This window comes from Pseudomonas folii (assembly GCF_014357575.1).
Taxonomy (GTDB): domain Bacteria; phylum Pseudomonadota; class Gammaproteobacteria; order Pseudomonadales; family Pseudomonadaceae; genus Aquipseudomonas; species Aquipseudomonas folii.
Genome location: NZ_JACONW010000016.1, coordinates 22,721 through 42,177, shown reverse-complemented (window position 1 = coordinate 42,177; position 19,457 = coordinate 22,721). Strand labels below are relative to the sequence as shown.

At 58.1% G+C, this 19,457-nt stretch carries 18 protein-coding genes and 3 tRNA genes; all 21 read left to right on the top strand.

The window, feature by feature from the left end:
• The first annotated feature begins 8 nt into the window (after positions 1-8).
• The 21 genes from tmk (at position 9) to H8S59_RS05770 (ending at position 19,385) form a co-directional block, all read left to right on the top strand.
• The gene (tmk, locus tag H8S59_RS05870; protein ID WP_095093396.1) at positions 9-641 is read left to right on the top strand and encodes a dTMP kinase; all 633 of its coding nucleotides are present in this window, start codon (positions 9-11) and stop codon (positions 639-641) included.
• Positions 634-1,620, top strand: coding sequence for a DNA polymerase III subunit delta' (locus H8S59_RS05865; protein WP_187520801.1), 987 nt, complete (start codon positions 634-636; stop codon positions 1,618-1,620). The genes tmk and H8S59_RS05865 overlap by 8 nt, the downstream gene beginning before the upstream one ends.
• Before the next feature lie 212 nt (positions 1,621-1,832).
• The gene (locus H8S59_RS05860) at positions 1,833-2,189 is read left to right on the top strand and encodes a PilZ domain-containing protein (protein ID WP_095093394.1); all 357 of its coding nucleotides are present in this window, start codon (positions 1,833-1,835) and stop codon (positions 2,187-2,189) included.
• 11 nt (positions 2,190-2,200) lie between these two features.
• On the top strand, positions 2,201-2,986 hold the full coding sequence (locus tag H8S59_RS05855) for a TatD family hydrolase (RefSeq protein ID WP_187520800.1): 786 nt from the start codon (positions 2,201-2,203) through the stop codon (positions 2,984-2,986).
• A gap of 479 nt (positions 2,987-3,465) precedes the next feature.
• Positions 3,466-4,128, top strand: a complete 663-nt coding sequence (locus H8S59_RS05850) for a TetR/AcrR family transcriptional regulator (RefSeq protein ID WP_187520799.1) — start codon at positions 3,466-3,468, stop codon at positions 4,126-4,128.
• 140 nt (positions 4,129-4,268) lie between these two features.
• Complete coding sequence (locus tag H8S59_RS05845; protein WP_095093391.1) at positions 4,269-4,874, top strand: DUF4823 domain-containing protein; 606 nt, start codon at positions 4,269-4,271, stop codon at positions 4,872-4,874.
• 9 nt (positions 4,875-4,883) lie between these two features.
• On the top strand, positions 4,884-5,444 hold the full coding sequence (locus tag H8S59_RS05840) for a DUF1285 domain-containing protein (RefSeq protein ID WP_187520798.1): 561 nt from the start codon (positions 4,884-4,886) through the stop codon (positions 5,442-5,444).
• Positions 5,445-5,523: 79 nt separating this feature from the next.
• Positions 5,524-6,534 carry an aspartate-semialdehyde dehydrogenase gene (locus H8S59_RS05835; protein ID WP_187520797.1) on the top strand — a complete coding sequence of 337 codons (1,011 nt, stop codon included), beginning with the start codon at positions 5,524-5,526 and terminating at the stop codon, positions 6,532-6,534.
• A 114-nt stretch (positions 6,535-6,648) separates the two neighbouring features.
• Positions 6,649-9,525 (top strand): motility hub landmark protein FimV, encoded by a 2,877-nt coding sequence (locus tag H8S59_RS05830; RefSeq protein WP_187520796.1) that lies wholly within the window; start codon positions 6,649-6,651, stop codon positions 9,523-9,525.
• 156 nt (positions 9,526-9,681) lie between these two features.
• Positions 9,682-10,506 carry a tRNA pseudouridine(38-40) synthase TruA gene (gene truA / locus H8S59_RS05825; RefSeq protein WP_095093387.1) on the top strand — a complete coding sequence of 275 codons (825 nt, stop codon included), beginning with the start codon at positions 9,682-9,684 and terminating at the stop codon, positions 10,504-10,506.
• A 61-nt stretch (positions 10,507-10,567) separates the two neighbouring features.
• Entirely contained in the window at positions 10,568-11,188 is a 621-nt protein-coding gene (locus H8S59_RS05820; RefSeq protein ID WP_187520795.1) for a phosphoribosylanthranilate isomerase, read from the top strand.
• A 283-nt stretch (positions 11,189-11,471) separates the two neighbouring features.
• Positions 11,472-12,392: an acetyl-CoA carboxylase, carboxyltransferase subunit beta gene (accD, locus tag H8S59_RS05815; RefSeq protein WP_027901098.1), complete on the top strand. Its 921-nt coding sequence runs from the start codon at positions 11,472-11,474 to the stop codon at positions 12,390-12,392.
• Positions 12,389-13,696 (top strand): bifunctional tetrahydrofolate synthase/dihydrofolate synthase, encoded by a 1,308-nt coding sequence (folC, locus tag H8S59_RS05810; protein ID WP_187520794.1) that lies wholly within the window; start codon positions 12,389-12,391, stop codon positions 13,694-13,696. The genes accD and folC overlap by 4 nt, the downstream gene beginning before the upstream one ends.
• Entirely contained in the window at positions 13,680-14,357 is a 678-nt protein-coding gene (locus H8S59_RS05805; protein ID WP_095093384.1) for an SPOR domain-containing protein, read from the top strand. Before folC ends, H8S59_RS05805 begins: the two co-directional genes overlap by 17 nt.
• A 333-nt stretch (positions 14,358-14,690) precedes the next feature.
• Positions 14,691-15,278, top strand: a complete 588-nt coding sequence (locus H8S59_RS05800; protein ID WP_095093383.1) for a CvpA family protein — start codon at positions 14,691-14,693, stop codon at positions 15,276-15,278.
• A gap of 12 nt (positions 15,279-15,290) precedes the next feature.
• Positions 15,291-16,799: an amidophosphoribosyltransferase gene (gene purF / locus H8S59_RS05795; RefSeq protein ID WP_027901102.1), complete on the top strand. Its 1,509-nt coding sequence runs from the start codon at positions 15,291-15,293 to the stop codon at positions 16,797-16,799.
• An 18-nt stretch (positions 16,800-16,817) separates the two neighbouring features.
• The gene (locus tag H8S59_RS05790) at positions 16,818-18,029 is read left to right on the top strand and encodes an O-succinylhomoserine sulfhydrylase (RefSeq protein ID WP_187520793.1); all 1,212 of its coding nucleotides are present in this window, start codon (positions 16,818-16,820) and stop codon (positions 18,027-18,029) included.
• A gap of 11 nt (positions 18,030-18,040) precedes the next feature.
• Positions 18,041-18,802: an SDR family oxidoreductase gene (locus H8S59_RS05785; protein WP_095093381.1), complete on the top strand. Its 762-nt coding sequence runs from the start codon at positions 18,041-18,043 to the stop codon at positions 18,800-18,802.
• Positions 18,803-18,971: 169 nt separating this feature from the next.
• Positions 18,972-19,047, top strand: a tRNA-Val gene (locus tag H8S59_RS05780).
• 56 nt (positions 19,048-19,103) lie between these two features.
• A tRNA-Asp gene (locus H8S59_RS05775) sits at positions 19,104-19,180 on the top strand.
• Between the two features lie 128 nt (positions 19,181-19,308).
• Positions 19,309-19,385, top strand: a tRNA-Asp gene (locus H8S59_RS05770).
• Positions 19,386-19,457 lie beyond the last annotated feature (72 nt).

Genomic DNA, 19,457 nt, shown 5'->3' with positions numbered 1-19,457 from the left:
TACAACCTGTGACCGGCCTGTTTATCACCCTCGAAGGCCCGGAAGGTGCGGGTAAAAGCACCAATCGTGAATACCTTGCCGCGCAACTGCGCGCCGAAGGCATTGATGTACTGCTGACACGTGAGCCGGGCGGTACGCCGCTGGCTGAACGCATTCGCGAGCTGCTGCTGGCACCCAGCGATGAGGCCATGCACGCCGATACCGAATTGCTGCTGGTGTTTGCTGCGCGAGCGCAGCATCTGGCGGAAGTGATTCGTCCGGCCCTGGCACGTGGCGCGGTTGTCCTGTGTGATCGTTTCACGGATGCCACTTACGCCTATCAGGGGGGCGGCCGTGGCTTGTCCCATGAGCGGATTGCTGCGTTGGAGAATTTCGTACAGGGCGATTTGCGCCCGGACCTGACGCTGGTATTCGATTTGCCGGTAGAAGTGGGGCTGGCACGCGCCACGGCCCGGGGGCGGCTGGATCGTTTCGAGCAGGAAGGCCGAACCTTTTTTGACGCCGTGCGCAGTACGTATCTGAATCGCGCCAATGCTGAACCTGATCGTTATCGCCTGGTGGACGCTGCGCAATCCCTGCCTGACGTGCAGCGTTCCCTCGACGCATTGTTGCCCGAGCTGTTGAGTCTGCACCGTGGCTGAAGCTTATCCCTGGCAGGAGCAGCTCTGGCAGCAATTGGCCGGTCGTGCTCAACACGCCCATGCGTATTTGCTGCATGGGCCGATCGGCATTGGCAAGCGAGCGCTGGCTGAGCGGTTGATGGCCAGTCTGCTGTGCCAGCGCCCGGAAGGTCTGGAGGCGTGCGGCCAATGCAAATCCTGCCTGTTGTTGCTGGCGGGAAGTCACCCGGACAATTACGTGCTGGAGCCGGAAGAGGCGGACAAGGCGATCAAGGTCGATCAGGTCCGCGATCTGGTGAGTTTCGTGGTGCAGACTGCGCAAATGGTCGGTCGCAAAGTGGTGTTGATCGAGCCGGTAGAGTCGATGAACATCAATGCCGCCAACGCCTTGCTGAAAAGCCTTGAAGAGCCGTCGGGCAATACCGTTCTGCTGCTGGTCAGTCATCAACCCAGCCGACTGTTGCCGACGGTCAAAAGCCGCTGTGTACAGCAGGCCTGCCCGCTGCCCAGTGAAGACATGAGTCTCACCTGGCTGGCCAAGGCATTGCCGGAGAGCAGCGAGGATGAGCGGCGCGAGTTGCTGACACTAGCCGCCGGTTCGCCGCTTGCTGCTGTCAGTCTTCAGACCCAGGGCGTGCGTGAGCAGCGTGCTCAAGTGGTGGATGGCGTGAAGAAGCTGCTCAAGCAGCAACAATCGCCAACCCAGCTGGCTGAGGGCTGGAAAGATATCCCGCTGTTGCTGCTGTTTGACTGGTTCTGCGACTGGTCGCACCTGGTTTTGCGATATCAACTGACCGGGGACGAGCAAGGTCTGGGTTTGGAGGATATGCGCAAAGTAGTGCAGTATCTGGCGCAGAAGTCCGCGCAGGGCAAGGTGCTTGAGATTCAGGACTGGATTCTGGCCCAGCGTCAGAAAGTCATGTCCAAGGCCAACCTGAACAGAGTATTACTGCTTGAGGCTTTGCTGGTCCAATGGGCGGGGCTGACCAGTCAGCGCTAGGCTTTAGCGGGTTATCTTCATTTGGTTAGCGAAGAGGTCGCCCGGTGCCGATGACACCACACCGTCGCGCAGCAAATGCAGTCCTGTAGGAGCCAACTTGTTGGCGAGACGGCGGGGCTGCATCGTCAGGAATTCCGCCTCGCCAACAAGTTGGCTCCTACAAAAAATACATTTCAATTCAGTTGGTTATGTTTTATTTGATAGGAGTTGTCATGAGCTTGCCGCCGAGTTCCGGTCCACGAAATGGCATTTTGTCTCTGACCATCAAGGACAAGTCCGTTCTTTATGCAGCCTACATGCCCTTTATCAAAAATGGCGGGCTGTTCATCCCTACCAGCAAAAGCTACAAACTGGGGGATGAGGTATTCATGCTGCTGAACCTGATGGAAGAGCCGGAAAAAATTCCGGTGGCGGGTAAGGTGGCGTGGATTACCCCCAAGGGTGCGCAAGGTAATCGTGCGGCTGGCGTCGGCGTGCAATTCAATGACGGCGACACCACCGCTCGTACCATGATCGAAACCTATCTGGCCGGTGCTTTGAAGTCCGACCGTCCCACTCACACGATGTAGTTGCCTATTCCATGCTTGTAGATTCCCACTGCCACCTTGACCGCCTGGACCTTGCCGAGCATTCCGGATCGCTTGATGCTGCCCTTGAGGCAGCGCGTGACCGAGGTGTCGGACACTTTCTCTGCATTGGCGTCAGCGCTGATAATGCCGCAGCGGTCAAGGCGCTGGCTGAACGATACGACGACGTTGATTGCTCGGTGGGCATTCATCCACTGGACCTGACGCCGGGCGAAACGCCGGCGCTGGACTGGTTGCTCAAGGAACTGGATCACCCGCGGGTGGTAGCGATTGGCGAAACCGGCCTGGATTACCATTACGAGCCTGAAGCGGCGGAACTGCAGCAGGCGTCGTTTCGGCTCCATCTGCAAGCCGCGAACATGACTGGCAAGCCGGTCATAGTTCACACCCGAGGCGCGCGGGCCGACACCTTGAGCCTGCTGCGCGAGGCTGCGTTGCCCCAGGGCGGGGTGCTGCATTGTTTCACCGAAGACTGGGACATGGCCAAGGCAGCGCTGGATCTTGGCTTTTACATATCCCTGTCCGGAATCGTCACCTTCCGCAACGCCGATGCGCTGCGAGACGTGGCACGTCAGGTGCCAGCGGATCGGTTGTTGGTAGAAACGGACTCGCCTTATCTCGCGCCGATCCCGTACCGAGGCAAGCCTAACCTGCCTCAGTACGTGCGTGAAGTGGCTGAGTTTCTGGCCATGTTGCGCGGTGAGTCGTACGAGCAGTTTGCTGAAATGACGACTGCAAACTTCGCCCGACTGTTCCCCTTGGCGCATCTGAGGGCTTAACAGAATCGCGGGCAAAAAAAACCCGGGTTCTGGGGGGGGAATCCGGGTTAAGACCATTAGGAGTAAAACAAAGGTGCGCTATCCATCGGCACCTTTATTGGCACGCCACTTGGGGGAGATGTCGCGCCAACGTAATGAGTATTGGTCATGATCTGCCTGCGTCCAGTAGCTTCTGTACGTTTTTTAAACAGATTTGGAATAGCGCCAGGGTTCTTGAGTACATTTGAGTTTTGAGTCGATCTTATCGCGGGCAAGCACCGCTCCCACATGGAACCGCAACCTCATGTGGGAGCGGTGCTTGCCCGCGATAAGATCGACGCCATTCTCTCCTTGAAATGAAGTCCCGGATTGTCCGACACTTTCCCGTCAAAAAACGCACTTCACGCATTTAACGCACCATGATCGGATGATCCGTGCAATTTCGCGCGGGTTAGGCATAATGCAGAGCTTCGATTTTGAGCCGTGCAGACCTTCTTAATATGCAAAAAGAACCTCGTAAGGTCCGTGAGTTTCGCCGTCGTGAGCAGGAAATCCTCGACACGGCGCTTAAGTTATTTCTTGAAGAAGGCGAAGACAGCGTTACTGTCGAGATGATTGCGGACGCCGTCGGTATTGGCAAAGGCACCATCTACAAGCACTTCAAATCCAAGGCGGAAATCTATTTGCGCCTGATGCTCGACTACGAGCGTGATCTGAACGAGTTACTGCATTCAGCGGATCTGGAAAAGGACAAGGAGTCGCTCTCGCGCGCCTACTTCGAGTTCCGCATGCGCGACCCGCAGCGTTATCGCCTGTTTGATCGTCTTGAAGAGAAGGTCGTCAAAGGCAATCAGGTACCGGAGCTGGTGGAAGAGCTGCACAAGATCCGCGCCTCGAACTTCGAACACCTGACGCTGCTGATCAAAGGCCGGATCAACGAAGGCAAGCTGGAAGACGTCCCGCCGTATTTCCACTATTGCGCCGCCTGGGCGCTGGTCCATGGCGCGGTTGCGCTGTACCACTCGCCGTTCTGGAGCAACGTCCTTGAAGATCAGGAAGGCTTTTTCCAGTTCCTGATGGACATTGGCGTGCGGATGGGCAACAAGCGCAAACGCGATACCGACGCGATTGCCGATCCCAAAACGGATTCCACGGATCAGTAAACGGGTTGCTACAGGGCGCTGTTTCAAGCGCGCTTCGCATTAAAAACCGCATTATTCAGCTTCCCGACGCGGTCTGGCGCGGAAGCTGCATCCGACGACCATTCGCCGGTTTTCCGTCACCGGCATTTGGGAGGGGAATAATGCGTAGCCTGGTTCTGTTACTGGCGCTGTTGGCGTTGAGTGGTTGCATGAGTGTCAGCGATCTGGCCCAGGGCACCAAGGATCAACTGAGTGATGCCGGGATTCTTGACCACGGCGAAACCCGTCGTATCGGCAATTGGCGCATACAGGCTGACTCGTTCATCTATATCGCTCAAGGCGCGTTCGTACCGCCTAATTCCAGCCCCCATCCCAAGCAGAACGTAGTGGCTGAAGAGGCGTTTAACGGCTTCGTCGAATATTTCCCAATGGTCCGCCGTGCCCGTGCACCGCTTGGGCTGGATGAGGCAATGACCGAAGCCCGTGGTTTCGGCGCGCATTACTTGCTCTACACTCGTTTTGCCAAGGCTGATGATCGTATCGGCAACACGGATGAATGGTCCGACCAGGAAGCGCTGGACCGACTCGGCATCGATAACGGCGTGATCCAGTTGATGTTGATCGAAACCAGCACTCGCTACCTGATCGACACTGCCCGTATTCGTATTCGTGGCGGATTGCTGACGTTCTACGACAATAAACCAGAAGATCTGCTCGGCCCGCCGCTTGAGGAATATGCTCGCAGTCTGTTGGGTTTGAGCCGCTAAGGAGAAAAAATGACCGGTCCGGGCAAGGCCAATGATCTGTTTGCGCAGATCCCCAAGAGCAAGGGATTACCACCGGTTCATCTATGGAATCCGGATTTCTGCGGCGATATCGATATGCGTATCGCGCGGGACGGCACCTGGTACTACCTGGGTACGCCGATTGGTCGCAAGCCCATGGTCAGGTTGTTTTCCACGATCATGCGCCGTGACGGCGACGATTACTTCCTGATTACTCCAGTGGAGAAGGTCCGGATTCGCGTCGATGACGCCCCATTCGTAGCGGTCAGTCTGGTGGTGGAAGGCGAGGACGAGCAGCAGATTCTGCGCTTTTCGACCAATGTCGAGGACGACACCGAAGCCGGTCCGGATCACCCGTTGCGCGTAATGGTCGATCCGCTGACCGAAGAGCCTGCGCCTTACATTCATGTGCGGGCCAACCTTGAAGCGCTGATTCATCGCAACGTGTTCTACCAGTTGGTAGAACTGGCGGTTTCCCGTGACATTGACGGTCAGCGCTGGCTGGGCGTTTGGAGCCACGGGGAGTTCTTTCCCATAGGCCTTGAGCCGTGAACCAATAAGTTGCCGGTCAATTGCTTGCTTTGTACTCGGCGGTTAAAGTGCCGCTCCCCGTTTTACCTGAGGTTTTTGCATGAATCAGTCCTTTGATATTGCCGTTATCGGCGCCACCGGTACTGTCGGCGAAACCATCGTCCAGATTCTCGAAGAGCGTAACTTCCCGGTTGCGCAGTTGCATCTGCTGGCCAGTATCGAGTCGGCAGGTCATTCCGTGCCGTTCAGGGGTAAGAATGTGCGCGTGCGTGAAGTCGACGAGTTCGATTTCAGCAAGGCGCAGGTCGCCTTCTTTGCCGCTGGCCCGGCGATTACCCGCAGCTATGCTGAGCGTGCGACTGCCGCCGGCTGTTCGGTCATTGATCTGTCCGGCGGACTATCCCCGGAAGAAGCGCCGAACGTGATTCCCGAGATCAATGGCGCGCTGATCGAGTCGTACGGCAAACCGTTTCAGGTGGGTAGTCCGAGCCCTTCCGGCGCAGCGCTGGCGCTGACACTGGCGCCTTTGCTGGCGGTGCTGGACATTCAGCGGGTCAGCGTCACGGCCTGCCTGGCGGTATCGAGTCAAGGGCGTGAAGGCGTCGCTGAACTGGCGCGCCAGACGACAGAGTTGCTCAATGTTCGTCCGCTGGAGCCGCGTTTTTTCGATCGGCAAATGGCCTTCAACCTGCTGGCCCAAGTGGGCACGCCGGATGCAGAAGGGCATGTGCCACTGGAAAAGCGTTTGGTCGCGGAGTTGCGAGAGTTGCTGGCTCTGCCTTTACTGAAGGTTTCCGCGGCAAGCGTGCAGGCACCGCTGTTTTTTGGCGACAGCTTCACGGTTTCGCTGGTAACGGCGGCACCTGTAGATCTCGGAGCGGTCAACAAAGCACTTGAATCGGCGGCTGGAATCGAGTTGGTCGAAGCCGGTGATTATCCGACTGCGGTCGGTGATGCTGTAGGACAGGACGTTGTTTATGTAGGACGCGTGCGGAGTGGAATCGACGACCCTTGTGAGTTAAATCTGTGGGTTACGTCGGACAATGTACGCAAAGGGGCCGCTCTCAACGCTGTGCAGCTCGCTGAATTGTTGATAAAAGACTATGTGTAAAAGATACTTGGCGGCAATTTGAAGAATCATTCTAGCCAGGCGTGTCCTCCAAGCTCCTGAGATGAGTACTTTTACCTCTCGGATGCCGAGGAATTTTTTAACAAGGGATGGGCTATGGTTCAGGTTCGCAAACTGGTTTTAGCAATTGCTGCGGCTTCCGCGCTGTCATCTGGAATGGCGCATGCGCTGGGGCTTGGGGAATTGTCGGTCAAGTCGACCCTGAACCAGCCATTGGTAGCCGAAATCGAACTCACGGAAGCGCAGGGCCTTAACGCCTCGCAAGTGGTGCCGAGTCTGGCAACGACCGCAGATTTCGCTCAGGCCGGTGTCACCCGTCAGGCGTTTCTCAACGACCTCACGTTTACTCCGGTGATCAACGCCAATGGCAAGAGTGTCTTGCGTATCACCTCCAGCAGGCCGGTACGCGAACCCTTCGTGAAATTCCTCGTTCAAGTGTTGTGGCCAAACGGTCGCTTGCTGCGCGAGTACAGCCTGCTGCTTGATCCGCCTAAATATTCCCCTGAAGCGGCGGCCGCTGCTGCTGCGACCGCTTCAGCTCCAGCTGCTGCAACCCAGTTGCCATCTACGGCACCGGCTGCGGAGCAACCGGCTGTTCCTCCGGCACCCACGCCAGCCGCAGAGACACCAGCCGCTCCAGCGCCAACTGCGGACACCAGTGCCAAGCCAGCTCTCTATACCACCAGCAACAACGACACGTTGTGGGAAATTGCCGAGAAAAATCGCAACGGCGGCACCGTGCAGCAGACCATGCTGGCGATTCAGGCGCTGAATCCGGATGCATTCATCGGCGGCAATATCAACCGACTGAAGAAAGGTCAGGTGTTGCGTTTGCCTACGCCGTCGCAGTCAACCACCATGCCTCAGCCCCAGGCGATCACTGAAGTGGCCGCGCAGAATCAGGCGTGGCGTCAGGGGCGCAGAACGCCTTCCGGCACGCGCCAGGTGGATGCCACTCGTCGTGATCGTGCCGGAGAGGCACCTTCCCGTGTGGAAGCAGGCGATAACCTCAGCCTGGTATCAGCAGGTTCAAACGCTGCGGGCAAAGGTTCGGCAGGCGAAAAAGAATTAAGCAACAAACTGGCTGTGGCTCAGGAGAACCTGGACACCGCACGTCGTGATAACGCGGAGCTCAAGAGCCGCATGAACGACCTGCAAAGCCAACTGGACAAGATGCAGCGTCTGATTCAGTTGAAAAGCGATCAACTGGCCAAAATGCAGGCTGCCGGGGGCGTAGTTCCACCTGCAACGCCGGGTGCGGCCCCTGACGCAACAGCGGCTGCGAATCCTGCTGACTCGGCCATGCCTGCAACAGTGGTTGGCGCGCCGGGTACGCCTGAGGCTGCCGCCAAACCGCCAGGTGAAATTGCCCCTGAAGATGCGCTACCCGCCGGTGCCGCTCAGGTCACCGCGCCGGGTGCAGATCAACCGTTGGCCGTTGAGCCGGTAGTCGCGCCGGAGTCCGATGCGGATAACGCTTTCAAGCAGTTGCTCAACAATCCAATCGTGCTCGGCATCATTGGCGGGGCTGTGGTGCTGTTCCTGCTTCTGCTGATGCTGTTCCTGGCCCGTCGACGCAATGCCAAGGCCGAAGCCGAGAAGCATAAGCGCATGGCGCGTGCGCTGGCTGAAGAGTCTGATTTTGTGTCTGATATGGACATGGAGCTGCCGCAAGCCAGTTTCGAAGGGTTGGGCGTCGCTTCGCCTAATGTGGCAATGACGCCACCGCCTGCTGCTGGCGGTCCGAAAGAACGTCCTGCTGATCCGCTGGTTCAGGCTGAAATCCATATCGCTTACGGCCGTATGAATCAGGCCGTCGAGCTGCTGGAAGAAGCAGTCAAGGAAGATCCTGATCGTGATGATATCCGTCTGAAACTGATGGAAATCTACGCCGAGCAGGGCAACAGCAAAGCCTTCGCCGCGCACGAGCGCAAAGTGGTGGCACGGGGAAAGCATGAAGCTGAGGTCGAGCAGCTAAAGAGTCGTTACCCGACCATGGTTACCGCAGCTGTTGTAGCTGCGGCGGCAACAGCGACGGCAGCAGCAGTGGCGGCCGAGCTGGATGCGAAATACGTCGAGGAACTGTTGCTCGACGAAGAAGAGCCGCAGCCGCCTGTCGCTGACGTACAGCCAGAGCCAGAGCCAGAGTTGGCTTCGGAGCCGGAGCCGGAGCCGGAGCCGGAACTGGAACCTGAGCCAGTTGTGGTAGCGCCAGCCCCTGAGTCTGAAGTGTCGGCTGCTGAGGCTGATGACTTCGAGCACGATTTCGACCTGAGCCTGGACGATCTGGAGCAGGCTTCGCCGGAACACGTCGTTGATCTGACTGCGCCAGCTGAAGCGAATGATTTTGAACTGGATGCGCCGGTACCTGAGCCGCAAGAGCCAAGTTTTGAGTCGCTCTTGAAGCAGCAGACCGAAGCGCCGGTGGTCAGCACGCCTGATGATCTGGAGGATTTTGATCTGGATCTGGCGGAAGACGAGCCCGGGTTGACCACGGAAGATGAGTTCCTGCTCAGCCTCGATGAGGAACCGTTGGACCTGGGTGAGCCTGCGCCTGTGGTGGCAGCTGCTCCTGAGCCTGAACTGGAGCACGATCTGGATTTGCCGGATGACTTCGACCTGTCGCTGTCTGACGAAATCGAGTCTGATCCTGCTGCCCAGGCGTTTGCTTCGGAGATCGAAGACGTCAACGCCGAGCTGGAGCGTTTGTCGCAAAATCTTGAACACCCGCCGATGGCTGAGCCGTTCGAAGCGCCGAGCTTCACCGCTGATGACATGGCATTGATGGACGATGAGCCGGAGTTCGACTTCCTGTCCGGCACCGACGAAGCTGCCACCAAGCTCGATCTGGCCCGCGCCTACATCGAAATGGGGGACAGCGATGGTGCTCGCGATATCCTCGATGAAGTAGTGACCGAAGGTGATGACGGTCAGAAGACCGAGGCGCGGGACATGCTCTCTCGTCTGGTCTGATTCGTTACCGCTGTATTGCAACGGCCGCTTATGCGGCCGTTTGCTTTTATAGCGTCGGGCACATGGCGTCTTTTTTCGACGGCCCTATAATGGCCGCCATTTTGCAATCCGACAGGCTTTTACCTCTTGGCGAACATTGATAACCCGGCAGCTGAAATGGCTGCTGAAGGCTTTTCCCGAATTGCGCTCGGAGTCGAGTACAAAGGCTCGCGTTACTCAGGTTGGCAGCGTCAGGCATCCGGCGTGCTGACGGTTCAGGAAACCCTCGAAGACGCCTTGTCGAAAGTCGCCGACTCGCCAGTCTCGTTGATGTGTGCCGGACGAACCGATGCCGGTGTACATGCGTGCGGACAAGTCGTGCATTTTGATACTCAGGCCCAGCGCTCCATGAAAGCCTGGGTGATGGGCGCCAATATCAATCTGCCTCATGACATCAGCGTCAGCTGGGCCAAGATCATGCCCGCAGATTTTCATGCGCGCTTCAAAGCCATTGCGCGCCGGTACCGCTACGTTATCTATAACGACCAGATCCGTCCCGCGCACCTGAATCAGGAAATCACCTGGAATCATCGCCCGCTGGACGTCGAGCGCATGGCGCAGGCAGCGCAGTACCTGGTCGGTACCCATGATTTCAGTGCTTTCCGTGCCGGGCAGTGCCAGGCCAAGTCGCCTGTCAAACAGCTGCATCATCTGCGGGTTACGCAGCACGGCAAGATGATTGTCATTGATGTGCGCGCCAACGCGTTTCTGCACCACATGGTTCGCAACATCGCTGGCGTGCTGATGACCATTGGCGCAGGAGAGCGGCCGGTCGAGTGGGCGAGCGAGGTACTGGAAAGCAAGGTTCGTCGTACGGGCGGGGTGACCGCTCACCCGTTCGGGCTGTATCTGGTTCAAGTGGAGTATCGCGATGAGTTTCCGTTGCCGGAGCGTTATATCGGTCCGCACTTTCTCACAGGGTTCTCGGAACTTGACGGCTGACGCCTGTAGCAGCATTTGTTAACATCCGGGCCTTTCCCGAAAGGCTTGAGGTTTTCTTTACATGTCAGCCGTTCGCAGCAAGATCTGCGGGATTACCCGCATAGAAGATGCATTGGCTGCCGTCGAGGCGGGGGCCGATGCCATCGGCTTCGTGTTTTACGCCAAAAGCCCGAGAGCGGTAAGCGTTCAGCAAGCGCGGGCAATCATTGCCGCCTTGCCGCCGTTCATCAGCACGGTCGGTTTGTTCGTCAATGCCAGTCGTTGCGAGCTCAACGAAACTCTGGATGCTGTGCCACTGGATATGTTGCAGTTCCACGGAGATGAGACGCCTGAACAGTGTGACGGCTATCATCGTCCGTTCATCAAGGCATTGCGGGTGCAGGCCGGTGACGATATTGCTGCCAGTTGCCGTCTATACGCGAGGGCCAGCGGTATCCTGCTCGACACGTTCGTCGCGGGCGTTCCCGGCGGAACGGGCGAGACCTTCGACTGGGCGCTGATTCCGAGCGGTCTGGAAAAACCGATTATCCTGGCCGGTGGTTTGACCTCTGCCAACGTAGCTCAGGCCATTACGCAGGTTCGGCCTTACGCGGTGGATGTCAGCGGCGGGGTAGAGAAGAGCAAAGGCATCAAGGATCATGACAAGATTCGTGCATTCATGAGTGCAGTGCACGGCTGCTGATGGCGGTTCGATGTGACGGGTTTTCATCGGCCACCGTCCATAATCCTGTCTGTGCGACAGGCAGCCAGCCCCGGATAAGCGGGGGAGATTTTTTACGGGTGAGGTTCGAATGGCCTCGCCACGGTTGTTGAATCGCGATTGAAGCTGCGCGGCTGGCTGGCCAGGACAAGATATGTGTCAGCCACAGGCAAGCTGCTTCGATTCATTTACGAATTAGTTAAAGGGCATGCGCAGGGTGCTGAGTCACCCGGCGTTCGAGCCACCGGTACTGGAGATATAAAGCATGAGCAACTGGTTGGTAGACAAACTGATCCCTTCGATCATGCGTTCCGAGGTCAAGAAGAGCTCGGTTCCTGAAGGCCTCTGGCATAAATGCCCATCCTGCGAAGCGGTGCTCTATCGTCCAGAGCTGGAAAAGACCCTGGACGTTTGCCCGAAGTGCAATCACCACATGCGTATCGGCGCTCGTGCTCGTCTGGATATCTTCCTGGATGAAGAAGGCCGTTCCGAAATCGGTGCCGATCTGGAGCCGGTTGACCGTCTCAAATTCCGCGACAGCAAAAAGTACAAGGACCGTCTGGTCGGTGCTCAGAAGCAGACCGGTGAAAAAGATGCTCTGATTTCCATGAGCGGCTCCCTGTTGGGCATGCCTGTCGTGGTCTCGGCGTTCGAGTTTTCCTTCATGGGCGGCTCGATGGGCGCGATCGTCGGCGAGCGCTTCGTTCAGGCTGCCAACTATGCTCTGGAAAAACGCTGCCCGATGATCTGCTTCGCCGCTTCAGGCGGTGCGCGCATGCAGGAAGCGTTGATCTCGCTGATGCAAATGGCCAAGACCTCGGCCGTGCTGGCCCGTCTTCGCGAAGAAGGCCTGCCATTCATTTCCGTACTGACCGATCCGGTTTACGGCGGTGTTTCTGCAAGTCTGGCGATGCTGGGTGACGTGATCGTCGCTGAGCCAAAGGCGCTGATCGGCTTTGCCGGGCCTCGCGTCATCGAGCAGACAGTTCGCGAAAAACTGCCGGAAGGCTTCCAGCGCAGTGAATTCCTGCTGGATCACGGCGCTATCGACATGATCATTCCTCGCCAGGAACTGCGTCAGCGTCTGGGTAACCTCCTGGCGCAAATGATGAATCTGCCGACACCCAAGTTCGTCGCGCCGGTCATCGAGCCAATCATCGTTCCTCCGGCGCCCGCCAACGTATGACGCCAGGATCCCTGGGCGACTGGCTCGCCTATCTTGAGCAGCTGCATCCCTCTGCCATTGATATGGGGCTGGACAGGTCACGGCAGGTCGCTCGGCAATTGGGCCTGACCCGGCCTGCGCCCAGGGTGATTACCGTAACGGGGACCAACGGCAAAGGATCGACCTGCGCCTTTCTGGCCTCGTTGCTCCGTGCCCAGGGTCTTAAAGTCGGTGTTTACAGTTCCCCGCATTTGCTGCGCTACAACGAGCGTGTGCAGGTGCAGGGTGTTGAAGCCACTGATGTCGAGCTCTGTGATGCGTTCGCCGTCGTAGAGGCCGCGCGTGGCGATGTCACGCTGACTTATTTCGAGATGGGGACGCTGGCGGCTTTCTGGCTGTTCGAGCAGGCGGCGCTTGACGTTGCGGTGCTTGAAGTGGGGCTGGGTGGTCGCCTGGATGCCGTCAACCTGATTGATTCCGATCTGGCGGTAGTGACCAGTATCGGTATCGACCATGCCGACTGGCTGGGTGATACCCGCGAGTCCGTAGCGTTCGAAAAAGCGGGGATTTTCCGTGAAGGTTGCCCAGTCTTGTGCGGTGATCCTGATCCGCCTGTGCCATTGCTGGATAAGGCCGAACAACTCAATTGTCCGCTGATGCTGCGCGGTCGTGAGTTCGACCTGTCGATCACTGAGCGTAACTGGAACTGGACGGGGCGAGACGGGCAGGGCGAGCCGGTTGAGTTGCTCGATTTGCCATTGCTCGACCTTCCTATGGAAAACGCTGCCTTGGCCTTGCAGGCTTATCTATTGCTGGATATTGCCTGGCAGCCGGAGCTGATTCGTGCTGCATTGCTCGATACGCGGATCATCGGTCGTCTGGATCGTCGCGTCTTCAACTGGCATGGCAAGCGCCTGAATCTGCTGATGGATGTGGGGCACAACCCCCATGCTGCGCAGTTTCTGGCCCAGCGCATGGCTCAGCGTCCGGTGGCGGGTAAACGTCTGGCGGTCTTTGGTCTGTTGGCTGACAAGGAACTGGAAGGTGTCGTTGCCGAGCTGGCTTCCAGTATCAATGACTGGGCCGTTGCACCGCTTCCGACATCACGCAGCCGGCCTGCGGCTGATTTGCAGGTGGCGCTTGAGAACCTTGGCGCACACGTGACGTCCTATCAGAGTGTTGCGTTGGCACTGGAAGCCCAGTGCGCGCACGCTACAGCCGATGACGAAATTCTGCTGTTCGGGTCTTTTTACTGTGTTGCCGAGGCCCTGGAATGGTTGACCCGGCACGCCATAGAGGAAGCTGCAAATGGCTCTGCTGGATAACGTATTCAAACAGCGAATGGTCGGTGCCCTGGTGCTTATCGCCGTGGCGGTGATCTTCCTGCCGATGCTGTTCACGCGTCAGGATGAGACGCGCCATGTTCAGGTCGATGCACCTGCTGCCCCGCAAGCGCCTGCAGCACCTCAAGTGCAGGTTCAGCCGGTGCCGGTGCCTGATCCTCAGGTTCCCACTCAGGAGCCTATCCCTGGCGACGATGAAATAGCCGCGCAAACCCAGGCACCGTCCATGCCTATCGCTCCGGCTCCGCCTGAAGTGAAGACTGCGACCCCGCCTGCAGCCAAACCGGCCACCAAGCCAGTGACTCCGCCAGCTCAGACGCCAGCTCCGACGCCAACACCGGCGTCGCCGCCAGCACAAGCGGCTGCCAAACCTGCCACGCCATCAGGTGTCGACGCGAACGGTCTGTCGGTAAGCTGGTCGGTGCAGCTGGCGAGCATGTCCAATCGTGCCAACGCCGACAACCTGCAGAAGACTCTGCGTACTCAGGGCTACAACGCCTACATCCGTACCGCAAACGGGGTGAACCGGGTGTTTGTGGGGCCACTGATCGAGCGTGCAGAAGCTGACCGCCTGCGTGATCAACTCGACAAGCAGCAGAAACTCAAGGGCATTGTGGTGCGGTTTCAGCCTGAGCAGGGTTGATGCTTTTCAGATGAATTCACGCCGCCCAGACTGTGTGAAAACGTAGCGAGCGACGGCAAGACAAGGCGCAACGAGCGGAGCGAGTAACAGCCGCAGGCTGGCCCGGAGGGCGAGCGGAGCGAATCAAGCAGGCGAAAAACGGCTGGGGTCGCGTCCGACTCCAGGTGTTCTAAATGAGCATTTTTCGCCTGCTTTAAACGCGGTATTGCGTGCGTAAAAAACGAAGTTTCCCAGCCTGCAGTAGTTTTCACGCAGCCTGGGCCGGAAATGTCGCTTACCGGCAGGTGAGCGCTCTGCTAAAATGCGCCGCCTTATCTGTTTGCAGGCTCAAACGTGCCCTTTACCCCGGTCGACTGGGCGATCCTCGCGATCGTCGCTATCTCCGCTCTGATCAGTCTCAAGCGCGGCTTCGTCAAAGAAGCCCTGTCTCTGGTGACCTGGATCATTGCAGGTGTCGTCGCCTGGATGTTTGGTGCGGGATTATCGGGTTATTTCGTCAATTACATCGAAACGCCGTCGTTTCGGGTTATTGCGGCCTGTACTATTCTATTCATCGCCACCTTGCTGGTTGGCGCAATGATCAACTTTCTTATTGGGGAACTGATTCGTGTCACCGGGCTTTCCGGAACCGATCGCTTTCTCGGCATGGTCTTTGGCGCAGCGCGCGGAGGCTTGCTTGTAGTAGTGGCAGTCGGGCTATTGAGCCTGGGGCCGGTACAACAGGATCAATGGTGGCAGCAATCGAGGTTGGTGCCGCAATTTCTCATGGTCGCTGACTGGTCGAAAAACCTGATTCTCGGGATGTCCAGCAAGTGGCTCGCCAGCGGAGTCAGCGTACCTGCTGAACTGCCGTTCAAGGAACACCTCCTGCCGCCTACAATGCCGCAGGAAGTGCTCGGTAAATCCAGTTCCACTAAGTAGGGGTTGTGTCGCATGTGTGGCATCGTCGGTATCGTCGGTAAGTCGAACGTCAATCAGGCGCTGTATGACGCGCTCACCGTCCTCCAGCACCGCGGCCAGGACGCTGCCGGTATCGTAACCAGCCACGACGGCCGGTTATTCCTGCGCAAGGACAACGGACTCGTACGTGATGTGTTCCACCAGCGCCATATGCAGCGCCTGGTCGGTCACATGGGTATTGGTCATGTGCGCTATCCAACTGCAGGCAGCTCGACTTCGGCCGAAGCTCAGCCGTTTTACGTCAACTCGCCGTATGGCATCACGTTGGCGCATAACGGTAACCTGACCAACGTTGAGCAACTGGCCAAGGAGATTTACGAATCTGACCTGCGCCACGTCAACACCAATTCCGACTCGGAAGTGCTGCTCAACGTTTTCGCTCATGAGCTGGCCGTGCGCGGCAAGTTGCAGCCAACCGAAGAAGACATCTTCGCCGCTGTGACCGACGTGCATAAGCGCTGCCGTGGTGGTTACGCCGTGGTCGCCATGATCACCGGTTACGGTATCGTCGGTTTCCGCGATCCGGATGCCATCCGCCCGATCGTCTTCGGCCAGCGTCATACCGACGAAGGCGTCGAGTACATGATTGCCTCCGAAAGCGTCTCGCTGGACGTGCTGGGTTTCACCCTGATTCGCGACCTGGCGCCGGGCGAAGCGGTTTACATCACTGAAGATGGCAAGCTGCACACTCGTCAGTGCGCAACCAATCCCAAGTATGCACCGTGCATTTTCGAACACGTCTATCTGGCGCGTCCGGACTCGATCATCGACGGTATCTCGGTCTACAAGGCGCGTCTGCGCATGGGCGAGAAGCTGGCCGACAAGATCATGCGCGAGCGTCCGGATCACGACATCGACGTGGTTATCCCGATTCCGGACACCAGCCGTACGGCGGCACTGGAACTGGCGAACCACCTGGGCGTCAAGTTTCGCGAAGGTTTCGTCAAGAACCGTTACATCGGCCGCACGTTCATCATGCCCGGTCAGGCTGCACGCAAGAAATCCGTACGCCAGAAGCTCAACGCCATCGAGCTGGAATTCCGCGGCAAGAACGTCATGCTGGTGGATGACTCCATCGTGCGTGGCACCACGTGCAAGCAGATCATCCAGATGGCCCGTGAAGCCGGTGCCAAGAATGTCTACTTCTGCTCCGCTGCACCTGCCGTTCGTTACCCGAACGTCTACGGCATCGACATGCCAAGCGCTCATGAGCTGATCGCTCATAACCGCAGCACTCAGGACGTTGCCGATCTGATCGGTGCCGACTGGTTGATCTATCAGGACCTGAATGACCTGATCGAAGCGGTCAGTGGCAGCAAGAAAATCAAAATCGACAACTTCGATTGCTCGGTCTTCGACGGCAAGTACGTGACCGGTGATATCGACGAGCACTACCTGAACAAGATCGAGTCGGCGCGTAACGACGCCTCCAAGGTCAAGACCCAGGCGGTCAGCGCGATCATCGATCTGTACAACAACTAATCATCACGGAGAGGGCGCATGACTCAGGAATGGGATGCCGGTCGGCTGGACAGCGACCTTGAGGGCGTTGGGTTCGACACACTCGCTGTGCGTGCCGGTCAACACCGCACGCCGGAAGGCGAGCATGGCGATCCGATGTTCTTCACCTCAAGCTACGTGTTCCGCACAGCCGCCGATGCGGCTGCGCGTTTCGCAGGAGAAGTACCGGGTAACGTTTACTCGCGCTACACCAACCCGACGGTGCGTTCTTTCGAAGAGCGTATCGCGGCACTGGAAGGCGCCGAGCAAGCAGTTGCCACTGCCACTGGCATGGCCGCGATCATGGCGGTGGTGATGAGCCTGTGCAGCGCTGGCGACCATGTGCTGGTTTCCCGGAGTGTGTTTGGTTCGACCATCAGTCTGTTCGAGAAGTACTTCAAGCGTTTTGGCGTCGAGGTGGATTACGTTCCATTGGCCGAATTGGCTGGCTGGGACGCCGCTATCAAACCCAACACCAAAATGCTGTTTGTCGAATCACCGTCCAATCCTCTGGCAGAGCTGGTCGATATCGCCGCTCTGGCAGAAATCGCCCATGCAAAAGGCACCCTGCTGGTGGTCGACAATTGCTTCTGCACCCCAGCGCTGCAGCAGCCGCTGTCGTTGGGGGCTGACGTGGTTGTGCACTCCGCTACCAAGTTCATCGATGGCCAGGGCCGTTGCATGGGCGGTGTGGTGGCCGGTCGTAGCGAACAGATGAAAGAAGTGGTGGGCTTCCTGCGTACTGCCGGGCCGACGCTGAGCCCGTTCAATGCGTGGATTTTCCTCAAGGGCCTCGAAACCCTGAACCTGCGTATGCGCGCACACTGTGCCAGTGCGCTTGAGTTGGCCGAGTGGCTGGAGCAGCAGGACGGCATCGAGAAAGTGCACTACGCCGGTCTCAAGAGCCATCCGCAGCATGGGTTGGCGCAGCGTCAGCAAAAAGGCTTTGGTGCCGTGGTGAGCTTCGAGGTCAAGGGTGGCAAGGATGGCGCGTGGCGTTTCATCGATGCGACACGCCTGATTTCGATCACCGCCAATCTGGGCGATAGCAAAACCACTATCACTCACCCGAGCACCACGTCCCACGGACGTCTGGCGCCTCAGGAGCGTGAAGCTGCGGGTATTCGCGACAGCCTGATCCGGGTTGCTGTAGGTCTGGAAGATGTCGCTGACCTGAAGGCGGATCTGGCGCGCGGTCTTGCGGCACTGTGAATGACTGGGTGATGGAGGCCGCCAGCACCAGTCATGGGCGGGTGGCCCTGGTAACGGGGGCTGCACGAGGGATCGGCCTGGGCATTGCTGCCTGGCTGGTTACCGAGGGCTGGCAGGTGGTGCTGGTCGATGTGGATCGCACGCGAGGCGCTCTGGTTGCTCAGGCGCTGGGTGATAACGCGATCTTCATTGCCATGGACGTTTCCAGCGAAGAGCAGGTCGCGGCTGGCGTGGCCGATGTTATCGGCCAGTTTGGTCGTGTCGATGCGCTGGTGTGCAATGCTGCGATTGCCGATCCGCATAACACCACGCTTGAAAGTCTGAGCCTGGCGCACTGGAATCGGGTGCTGGGGATCAACCTCAGTGGCCCGATGCTGCTGGCCAAGCACTGCGCTCCCTACTTGCGCGCTCACGCGGGCAGCATTATCAACCTGACCTCAACCCGGGCTCGCCAGTCAGAAGCCGATACCGAAGCGTATGCAGCGAGTAAGGGCGGTCTGTTGGCGTTGACCCACTCGCTGGCCATCAGCCTTGGACCTGAGATTCGCGTCAATGCAGTCAGCCCCGGCTGGATCGACACACGGGATCCGTCTGTGCGCCGCGCTGAGCCGCTCTCAGAGGCCGATCATGCACAACATCCGGCGGGCAGGGTAGGCACGGTGGATGACGTCGCGGCAATGGTCGCATGGCTGCTGTCGCGCAATGCCGGTTTCGTCACGGGCCAAGAGTTCGTGGTTGACGGTGGCATGAGCAAGAAGATGATTTATCTGTAGCAGCGGCAAGTTTCAAGCTGCAAGAGAAAGCGAGCCCTCGGGTTCGCTTTTTTGGTTCTGGCTTGGAGCTTGAAACTTGCGGCTTGAAGCTGCTCTTAAAAAAAACTTCAAGCAGGGTATTGACTTAGGTTCGTTAGGTGCGTAAATTTCGCGGCCTCAACGAAGCAAAGGGTGATTAGCTCAGCTGGGAGAGCAGCTGCCTTACAAGCAGCGGGTCGGCGGTTCGATCCCGTCATCACCCACCACTTCGTGAGTTTCAAAGTTGTAAACATAGCTACATCGGACGTAAGTCCACCGACAAGCAGCGGTAGTTCAGTCGGTTAGAATACCGGCCTGTCACGCCGGGGGTCGCGGGTTCGAGTCCCGTCCGCTGCGCCATATTTGACGGATCAGATCAGTCTGGTCTGCGATTGAAAAGCCTCAAGGCTTCTCGGTCAGGGTTACAACGAAGCAGGTTCTCGAAAGCCTGCTTCAACGATTCAAACGGACGCAAGTCCGAGCGATACGCAGCGGTAGTTCAGTCGGTTAGAATACCGGCCTGTCACGCCGGGGGTCGCGGGTTCGAGTCCCGTCCGCTGCGCCATACATAGCTTCGAGGCCCTTGAACTCCTTGAAGCGAAGAAAAGCGACCTTAACGGGTCGCTTTTTTTTGCCT